11 protein-coding genes are annotated in these 7,541 nt (G+C 64.3%); 7 read left to right on the forward strand and 4 right to left on the reverse strand.

Annotation, left to right across the window (positions count from 1 at the left end; genetic code table 11):
• Positions 1-61: 61 nt before the first annotated feature.
• The 3 genes from RDM88_RS10480 to RDM88_RS10490 are packed head-to-tail and all read right to left on the reverse strand — an operon-like array spanning position 62 to position 1,230.
• The gene (locus tag RDM88_RS10480; RefSeq protein ID WP_308754791.1) at positions 62-268 is read right to left on the reverse strand and encodes a hypothetical protein; all 207 of its coding nucleotides are present in this window, start codon (positions 266-268) and stop codon (positions 62-64) included.
• Position 269: 1 nt separating this feature from the next.
• Positions 270-881 (reverse strand): N-acetylmuramoyl-L-alanine amidase, encoded by a 612-nt coding sequence (locus RDM88_RS10485; protein WP_308754792.1) that lies wholly within the window; start codon positions 879-881, stop codon positions 270-272.
• 31 nt (positions 882-912) lie between these two features.
• Positions 913-1,230: a phage holin gene (locus RDM88_RS10490; protein WP_308754793.1), complete on the reverse strand. Its 318-nt coding sequence runs from the start codon at positions 1,228-1,230 to the stop codon at positions 913-915.
• A gap of 288 nt (positions 1,231-1,518) precedes the next feature.
• Here RDM88_RS10490 and RDM88_RS10495 point away from each other — a divergent pair, with 288 nt between their 5' ends.
• The 7 genes from RDM88_RS10495 (at position 1,519) to RDM88_RS10525 (ending at position 6,880) form a co-directional block, all read left to right on the forward strand.
• Positions 1,519-2,313 (forward strand): hypothetical protein, encoded by a 795-nt coding sequence (locus tag RDM88_RS10495; RefSeq protein WP_308754794.1) that lies wholly within the window; start codon positions 1,519-1,521, stop codon positions 2,311-2,313.
• A gap of 109 nt (positions 2,314-2,422) precedes the next feature.
• Complete coding sequence (gene thyX, locus RDM88_RS10500; RefSeq protein WP_308754795.1) at positions 2,423-3,214, forward strand: FAD-dependent thymidylate synthase; 792 nt, start codon at positions 2,423-2,425, stop codon at positions 3,212-3,214.
• Positions 3,211-3,882 (forward strand): thymidylate kinase, encoded by a 672-nt coding sequence (locus RDM88_RS10505; RefSeq protein ID WP_308754796.1) that lies wholly within the window; start codon positions 3,211-3,213, stop codon positions 3,880-3,882. Before thyX ends, RDM88_RS10505 begins: the two co-directional genes overlap by 4 nt.
• Positions 3,883-3,885: 3 nt before the next feature.
• On the forward strand, positions 3,886-4,800 hold the full coding sequence (locus RDM88_RS10510; RefSeq protein WP_308754797.1) for a phosphatidylglycerol lysyltransferase domain-containing protein: 915 nt from the start codon (positions 3,886-3,888) through the stop codon (positions 4,798-4,800).
• Between the two features lie 5 nt (positions 4,801-4,805).
• Entirely contained in the window at positions 4,806-5,681 is an 876-nt protein-coding gene (locus RDM88_RS10515) for a GNAT family N-acetyltransferase (protein ID WP_308754798.1), read from the forward strand.
• A gap of 51 nt (positions 5,682-5,732) precedes the next feature.
• On the forward strand, positions 5,733-6,278 hold the full coding sequence (locus RDM88_RS10520) for a DJ-1 family glyoxalase III (protein ID WP_308754799.1): 546 nt from the start codon (positions 5,733-5,735) through the stop codon (positions 6,276-6,278).
• Positions 6,266-6,880, forward strand: a complete 615-nt coding sequence (locus RDM88_RS10525; RefSeq protein ID WP_308754800.1) for a 5-formyltetrahydrofolate cyclo-ligase — start codon at positions 6,266-6,268, stop codon at positions 6,878-6,880. Before RDM88_RS10520 ends, RDM88_RS10525 begins: the two co-directional genes overlap by 13 nt.
• Positions 6,881-6,971: 91 nt before the next feature.
• Here RDM88_RS10525 and RDM88_RS10530 read toward each other — a convergent pair whose 3' ends face one another.
• Positions 6,972-7,124, reverse strand: coding sequence for a hypothetical protein (locus tag RDM88_RS10530; RefSeq protein WP_308754801.1), 153 nt, complete (start codon positions 7,122-7,124; stop codon positions 6,972-6,974).
• Between the last annotated feature and the right edge of the window lie 417 nt (positions 7,125-7,541).

Raw genomic sequence — 7,541 nt, forward strand, 5'->3', positions numbered from 1 at the left:
CGCGCAGAGCGCGGCCCCGGTTTTTTTCCGGGCGGGGACGGGAGGAGACCGCCCCCATCCCTCACGAAAAGATCAGGTTGAGCATGACCGGGATCAGGCACCCGCCGATCGCGGCGAGGATGCCGAGGATCAGGTTGAGCTTGGTCTTGATGACGGCGAAGCTCACCTCGCCGTCCCCGAGCCGTTCGTCGTACTCCCGGAATTTTCCGTCGACCTTCTTTTCCAGCGCGCGCAGCGATTCGCACGGCTGGTTTTTCGAGCAGTCCATCTCACACCCCCAGTCTGCGGCGCGCGTTTTCGAGCGCCGCGGCCAGCTCGTCGAGCGCCGCCCGGACCGTCTCCCTCGCCGGGTCCCGCGGGGCCTCTTCGGCTCCGGGAGCGCGGTAGGCGATCCCCGCCGCCCGGCAGAGTCCCCGTGCGATCGCCTCGGCGTACTGCGGGAGACAGCGGTCGAACAGGGCGTTGTCCGCTTCGCTTGTGAGGAAGCCAAGTTCGAGCAGCGCGGAGGCCATTGTGGTGCCCATGTTCACGCCGAAATCCGGGTAGTCCTGCGGGGTCCCCCTGCGGACGCCCCGGTCCTGCACCGGTGCGACGGCGAGCAGCTCGGTCAGGATGTCCTGCGCCTTCTGCACGGTCGGCCAGTCGGCGCTGCTGTGCACCCACAGGCCCACGCCGCGCGCGGAAGGGCCCGCGGCGTCGCGGTGGAGGCTCAAAAAGTAGGAGCAGCCCGCTTGGTTGGCGATGCGGCAGCGCTCGGCAATCGGCACGGCGGCGTCCGAATCGCGGGTGAGCACCACGCCGGCCCCCTGCGCCTCCAGCAGGGGCTTGACAGCCTGCGCGAGGAGCAGGACGTCGTCCTTCTCGTACCGCTTCCCGAGCACCGCGCCGGGGTCGGCGCCGCCGTGCCCCGGGTCAAGGCAGAATGTTACGATCGCTTTCCCCTCCCATCCGTCCGCGGTCCCGGTGCGGGGCCGCGTAGGTCATTGCGAGGCGGCTGTCCCCGACGCCCGCGGTGGTCGGGTCGACGACCGCGTTAAAGACGCTCACGAGCACCGACACCACGACGACGGGATTCTGCACAGCGCGCACGAAGAGCTCCCCGAGCGCGGCCCAGCTCGTCATGTCCTCCCACGAGAGGCCGAAACAGGCGAGGATGGGCAGCAGGACGGCGCAGGCGACCTGTGCCCACCAGAGCGGATTCTGGAACCGCACGGTCCAGTTGATTTTCATGACAGTCCTCCTTTTGGATTGGCGTTATCGTTCCCTGCAATTTTATTGTATCACAACCTAAGGTTGTGATCAAGAAAACCGGCCTCCAAGCCGGGGAAAAAACGCCGCCCAGCGGCAAAAGGGGCGATAATCCGGACAGCCCGCCGGGGCTCGGAAGGGCAAATTGACGGATGCCTTTTGGCATGATAAAATAAGGACGGAACGAAAATTTCTCTGCCGATGCACAAAAAGACGAATCCCTCATAAAATGTATTGAGTACAGCTCAAAACATAACTAGGAGGATTCATATGGCAGAGCAAAGAACAGCTCCTGTTACCGCGACCGGAGCAAACTGTTTCAAGGAAGCAGTATGCATAGATGCCGGCAGGATCTATGATTCCTGCACCGATAAGGACTGCCTGACGGATTTGCAGGTATTCTTTACAGACCGCGCCCAGCCGGTGATCGACAGCGCGATGAGCATCAAATGCAAAGACGTGGAAATCATCACCGTCTACCTCGACGTCGAGCCGGTGCCCTTCAACAAGGGCTTCTACTCGGTCGATCTCACCTTCTTCTTCAAAGTGACGGTCAGCGCCTACACCTCCCCGGTGGCCCCTCCGGCCAACGTGGTCGGCATCGCGGCTTTCTCCAAGAAGGTCATCCTCTACGGCTCCGACGGAAACGTAAAGGTCTACAACTCGACCGACCCGCGCGGCGGCATCGACCACGACAACACCAACATGCCCAAGGCGAGCGTCCATGTGGTCGACCCGATGTGCCTCGACAGCAAGCTGGTCGAGTGCGGCTGCGGCCGTGCGTTTGAGTCCGGCGTAACCCTGCCCGGATCGATCTGCAGCCTGTTCGACGGCGACTTCGCGGTCTGCAAGCCGGAAAAGGTGGTACTTATCACGATCGGGCTGTTCACCATCGTCCAGCTCGAGCGCAGCGTGCAGATGATGATCCCGGCCTACGACTACGCGGTGCCGGATAAGGAGAGCACGAGCAACTCCACCGAGGACCCCTGCGAGGTCTTCCGCAAGATCAAATTCCCCCTCAACCAGTTTTTCCCGCCGAAGCTCTCCGAATCGGATCAGCTTTAAACCGAAAACCCAGCGACGGATTTCGTCCGGCGCGGGCGGATGAACCCCTGCGAAGCGGGGCTCCGCCCCGCCGGACGCGGACGTTCTTTTAAAAACAGGAGGATGCGCAATGCCAAAGGTACAGCCCAAAGTCACGCTGTTGAGCCACACCCCAAACCCGGAAAAGACGATCGCCTCGGCGGCCAAGCTGTGCTATTCCGCGGCGTCCCTCGGCGATCTGATGGACAACCTCACCGACGAAAAGGCGTCCGATTTCGTACAGATGCTGGCGGAGATCGGCCATGAGAGCCCGATCGAGCACGCAAGCTTCACCTTCGGCATCGAAGGGGTCTCGCGCGCCTTCCTCGCGCAGATCACCCGCCACCGCATGGCCTCCTACAGCGTGCAGAGCCAGCGGTATGTGCGGGAGAAGGCGTTCGACTACGTCCTGCCGCCCGAGATCGAGGCGGACGACGAGGCGCTCTCCGAGTTCGAGGAGGCGATGGAGGCGGCGCAGGAGAGCTACGACCGCATCGCCGCGATCTTAAAAAGACGCCGTGCCGCCGCGCTCGCCGCGGAGGGCATGGAGGAGAAGGAAGCCCTCAAAAAGGCGGAAAAGCTGGCGATCGAGGACGCCCGCTTCGTGCTGCCCAACGCGTGCGACACCAAGATGATCGTCACGATGAACGCCCGCAGCCTCTACAACTTCTTCGCGCACCGCTGCTGCAACCGCGCCCAGTGGGAGATCCGGGAGGTCGCCGACCAGATGCTCGCGCTCGTAAGCGCGGTCGCGCCGACCCTCTTTTCGGGCGCGGGGCCGTCCTGCTGCCGCGGCGGCTGCCGCGAGGGCAAGATGAGCTGCCAAAAACCGCAAGAGATGCGCGAGCACATCGCGAAGCTCAAACAGGGGGGACGGGCGTGACCGGCAGGCTGATCGTCATCGACGGGCTGGACGGCTCGGGCAAGCAGACGCAGGCAAAGCTCCTCTGCGACCGGCTGCGCCGGGAGAACGTCCCGGTGCGCGCGGTCAGCTTTCCCGACTACGCCGAGCCGTCGTCGGCGCTCGTCAAGATGTACCTGGCGGGCGAATTCGGACAGGCCGACGACGTCGGCCCCTACGCCGCGAGCAGCTTTTACGCGGTCGACCGCTACGCGAGCTACCAGCGCTTCTGGAAAGCGGACTACCTTTCGGGGCATACTATTGTCGCCGACCGCTACGCGACCTCCAACCTCATCCACCAGATGTCCAAGCTGCCCCCCGGGGAATGGCCCGCCTTCCACGCGTGGATGGAGGACTTTGAATACGGGAAGCTCGGCCTTCCGCGCCCCGACGCGGTCGTCTACCTGGACATGCATCCCGACGTTTCGCGGGCGCTGCTGTCGGGCCGCTACCACGGGGACGAGTCGAAGCGGGACATCCACGAGGCGAATTTCGCCTATATGCGGCGGTGCCGCGTCTGCGCACTCTACGCCGCCGAGCATTTCGGCTGGCGGGTGGTGCGCTGCTCGGACGAGCGCCGCGCTTTCCCGGTCGAGGAGATTGCCGAGGAGGTCCGGCGGGCGGTCAACCCAACAGAAAGGGCCTTATAAGCTATGCCGGAATTCAGAAGAATCACCCTTGCGGACAAGGAATGGATCGACCCGCTGCTCCGGATGGGCAACCTGAGGGGAAGCGAATACACCTTTACCAACAATTTCATCTATCGTGCGATCTACCACATTGAGGTCGCGCGGATGAACGACTACTACCTTGTGCGTTCCCACCGGGAGGAGGGGGATTACTCCTACCTCTACCCGGCGGGCAGCGGCGACCTCAGGCCGGTCGTTGACGCGCTCGCCGCGGACGCGGCGGAGCTGGGGGTCCCCTTCCGCATGAACGGCGTGCCCCGCGAGGGGACCGCCGCGCTGGAGGCCCTTTTCCCCGGGCGGTTTGCCTTTGCGGAGACGCGCGACCATTTCGACTACCTCTACGAGAGTGAAAAGCTCATCACCCTGTCGGGCAAAAAGCTGCACGGCAAGCGCAATTTCGTCAACCGCTTTCTGGCGGAGAACGAGGGCCGCTGGGCCTACGAGGCGATCACGCCCGAAAACCTGCCCGAATGCTGGCGGATGAATGTGGCGTGGTGCGCGGAAAACGGCTGCGGCGAGGATCCGAGCCTCGCGGAGGAGACCTGCGCGGTCAAAAACTGCTTCGATCATTTTACCGCGCTGGGGCTCCAGGGCGGCCTGCTCCGGCTGGACGGCGGGGTGGTCGCCTATACGATGGGCCTGCCGCTCAATTCGGACACCTTTATCGTGCACATCGAAAAGGCGTTTTCCTCGGTAGCGGGCGCCTATCCGATGATCAACCAGCAGTTTGTGTCCCACAACTGCGCGGACTACAGGTATGTCAACCGGGAGGACGACGTGGGCAGCGAGGGGCTCCGCAGGGCGAAGCTCTCCTACCGGCCCGCCATCCTCCTCGAAAAGTTTGAAGCCGTGCTGAGAGAACCTTCAGGCGGGAGGTGACCGGGATGATCCGGTTTGCGGAGGAAGGGATGCGCGCCCGGCTGCAAGAGCTGTGGCGCGAGTGCTTCGGCGACAGCAACGAATATGTCGACCTCTATTTCGCGAGCCATGACATCGCGCGGCATACGATGGTCTTCATGGACGGGGAGAACCCCGTCTCGATGCTTTCGCTGCTGCCGATGACGGTGGTGACGCGGGCGGGCATCCTGCCCGCGCGGTACGTCTACGCGGTGGCGACCAGGGAGAGCTATCGCGGGCGGGGGATCAGCACGCGCATGCTCGAGGCGGCCCACAGGGTGCTGCGCGCCGAGGGGGTCAAGCTGTCGGTGCTCGTGCCCTCGAGCGCCGCGCTCTACAACTTCTACGGCAGGCGCAGATTCGACACCGAGTTCTATTCGGGGCTGGCGGTCGTCGGGCGGGAGGAGATCGAGCCCTTCACGGGCAGCTTCGTCATCAGCGAGGCCGATCCCCTGGAGTTCATGCAGATCCGCGAGCGGGCGTTCGCCGGGCGCACGATGTTCGTGCGCTGGGACGGCGACGCGCTCGCCTACCGGCTGACCGAGACGGCCTTCAACGGCGGCGAGACGCTGGCGATCACGATCGGCGACGCGCGCGCCATCGCCGTCTGCCACATGGAGGGCGGCGCGGTGAACGTCAAGGAGCTCGCGCTCGACGGGATGGCCGCGGGCACGGCGCTTTCGGTGCTCCAGCACAAGTACGGCGCCGACGAGTACCACCTGCGCCTGCCGCTCGACCTCGACTGCCCCTATCCGCTCGAGCGGGTGCCGGCGGGCGTGAGCTGCTGGTACGACCCCGAGGCCCGCGCGCGGGTGTTCGGCGGCGGGGGCGGGGCACCCTACCTGAACCTGGTGCTCGACTGAACGCGCCGCCGGGCGGCGGATCAAATTTATAACAGATCGAGGTGCTGACAGATGATCTATGTATTTCTGGCCGATGGGTTTGAGACGGTCGAGGCGCTCGCCGTCGTCGACGTGCTGCGGCGCGCCAAGCTGGAGGTGCGCACGGCGGGCGTGGGCGGCAGGACCATCACGAGCGCGCACGGCGTGCCCGTCGTGTGCGATATTTCCGCCGGGGAAGTGAAGCTGGAGGAAATGGAGATGCTCTTTTTGCCGGGCGGCATCCCCGGGACCCCCAACCTCGAGGCGAGCAAAGAGGTGCAGGACTGCATCACCTACGCCGCCGGGCACGACAGGTGGATCGCCGCCATCTGCGCGGCGCCCTCGATCCTGGGCCGCCGCGGCCTGCTGGAAGGGCGCACGGCGACCTCCTACCCGACCTTCCAGAAGGAGCTGCGCGGCGCGGATATCCCGGCGGACGCCTACGTCTGCGTGGACGGCAGATACGTCACCGGGCGGGGTATGGGCGTCGCCGTCGAGTTCGGGCTCAAGCTCGTCGAGCTGCTCGCCGGGAAAGAGGCGTCCGAAACCATCCGCGGGTCGATCCAATGCAGGGAATAGACATCCGGCCGCTCAAAATGCGGCTGCGCGGGGAGATCAAGGCGTGGCGGCGGAACCTTGAGCCCGGCTGGAAGGCGGCCGCCGACGAACGGATCCGGGGGCGGGTGCTCGCGCTGCGGGAATACGCGGCGTGCAATACCCTGCTGACCTATGTCTCGCTGCCCATCGAGGTGGACACGCTCGGGCTGATCGCCCGCGCCTTCGCGGACGGCAAAAAGGTGGCCGCGCCCCGCTGCATCGAGGGCACCCACGAGATGGAGTTCTACGAGATCTCCTCGATGGACGACCTCGCGCCCCAGACCTTCGGGGTGCTCGAGCCGGTCCGGGAGCGGTGCCGGCTGCTCGCCGATTTTTCGGGGAGCGTCTGCCTCGTGCCCGCGCTCGCCTATGACCGGGCGGGGTACCGGCTGGGGTACGGCGCGGGGTACTACGACCGGTTCCTGTCGGTCTACCCCGGCCCGAAAATCGGGCTGGTGTACGCGCAGAACCTGCGCAGGAGCCTGTGGAAGGGCCGGTACGACGTGCCGGTCGATCTGATCGTCACCGAGGCGCGCCTCTTTGTCCCGCAGGCGGCGGGTCCGGCGCGCAAAAAAAAGAAATGACGGTTTCGGGCACGCCCGAAACCGTCATTTGCGTTGTCCCCGCGCCGGGCGGGGAGTTGGTTACAGTCTGTCGATGTAGAGCCCGCTTGAATCAGCAGCAGCCGCCGCCGAATCCGCCCCAGCCACAGAGGAGGATAATGATGATGATGATCCAGATCCAGCTGCCGTAGCCGTAACCGCCGAAACCGCCGTTTCCATATCCACAGTTCTGCATGCCGCACCCGCAGCAATTGTTGTTACACATAAGTTGACACCTCGCTGTTGATGATTTGTTTCATACTATGTCTGAAGCGGCAAATGGGTTACATCAACCGGAAAGAGAAATTTTCTGCCGTCCGCCCGGGGCCCACGTTGAAAAAAATTGTACAGGAAAGTCGTTAAAAGATTTGATTATTATGCCGAATTGAGGTATTATATATTGTACATTGGGTTTTTCCGCCACAGGCCCGGGAAGGCTTCCCGCCGGGTGGAGGATAGGAGGACACATGAGCAACCGGGACGAGTTTGAAGACCTGATCAAGAACTTTAAGCTGGACGACGTCGAGGACCCCGCGCCCGCGCAGACGCCCCCGCCCCGCCGCCCCGCTTTTGACTTTGAAGAGGATAACCAGCGCTACAGCGCGGCCAGGGAACGCCGGCCGGCCGGCGCGGCCGCCGTGCG

This window comes from uncultured Anaerotruncus sp., assembly GCF_902490045.1.
Classification (GTDB): domain Bacteria; phylum Bacillota; class Clostridia; order Oscillospirales; family Ruminococcaceae; genus Anaerotruncus.